Here is a 1,266-nt window from a genome sequence, read left to right on the forward strand (position 1 = left end):
GTTTGGATAGATAGGGAATCTGGCGCAGAGGTTTGCGACTTCGGCTTTGACTTTGGCCTCGGCCTCACCGTTACCGTCCTCGCCATTTGCGGCCAGACCGTCGACCACTTCGATGATCCAGTCGGCGATCTGGCGGAACTCGGCCTCGCCGAAGCCGCGGGTGGTGCCTGCAGGGCTGCCAAGGCGGATGCCGCTGGTCACCATCGGTTTTTCGGGATCGAAAGGGACACCGTTCTTGTTGCAGGTGATATGCGCCCGGCCCAGTGCCTTTTCAGTCGCGTTGCCTTTGACGCCTTTAGGGCGCAGGTCCACCAGAACCACGTGGGTATCGGTGCCGTGGGTGACTGTGTCCAGCCCACCTTTGATCAACTGGTCCGACAGGGCCTGTGCGTTGGTGACCACCTGGGCGATGTAGTCCTTGAACTCGGGTCGCAGTGCTTCGCCAAAGGCCACGGCCTTGGCCGCGATGACATGCATCAGCGGGCCGCCCTGAATGCCAGGGAAGATGGCCGAGTTCACTTTCTTGGCGATCGCCTCGTCATTGGTCAGGATCATGCCGCCCCGCGGACCGCGCAGGGTTTTATGCGTGGTGGTAGTAGCCACATGCGCATGCGGGAAGGGCGATGGGTGTGCGCCTGTCGCGACCAGACCGGCGATATGGGCCATGTCGACATGCAGATAGGCGCCGACCATATCCGCGATCTCGCGCATGCGGGCAAAATCAATGATGCGCGGAATGGCCGACCCGCCTGCGATGATCAGCTTGGGCTGATGCTCTTTCGCCAGCGCTTCGATCTGGTCATAGTCGATCTGGTTGTCCTGTTTGCGCACACCGTAATGGACGGCGTTGAACCACTTGCCCGACTGGTTGGGTGCGGCGCCATGGGTCAGGTGGCCCCCCGCATCCAGGCTCATGCCCAGGATGGTGTCGCCGGGTTTGATCAGTGCCTGGAACACGCCCTGGTTTGCCTGAGAGCCAGAGTTCGGCTGGACGTTTGCAAAGCCGCAACCGAACAGCTTCTTGGCGCGGTCGATGGCCATATTTTCAGCGATATCAACAAATTGACACCCGCCATAGTACCGCCTGCCGGGGTATCCTTCGGCGTATTTGTTGGTCATCACCGAGCCCTGCGCTTCCATCACGGCAGCAGAGACGATGTTCTCGGACGCGATCAATTCGATCTCGTCGCGCTGACGGCCCAGCTCGGACGTGATCGAGCCGAACAGCTCTGGGTCGCGCGCTGAGAGAGACTGGGTGAAAAAACC

1 protein-coding gene is annotated in these 1,266 nt (G+C 60.8%); it reads right to left on the reverse strand.

The genetic code is table 11. The features are described from left to right. Positions 1 to 1,266, reverse strand: a 1,266-nt coding sequence (glyA, locus tag AC2FJW_RS19655; protein ID WP_496751192.1) for a serine hydroxymethyltransferase, incomplete at both ends; no start/stop codon positions are given.

It is taken from the genome of Ruegeria sp. CDSA020, assembly GCF_059612345.1.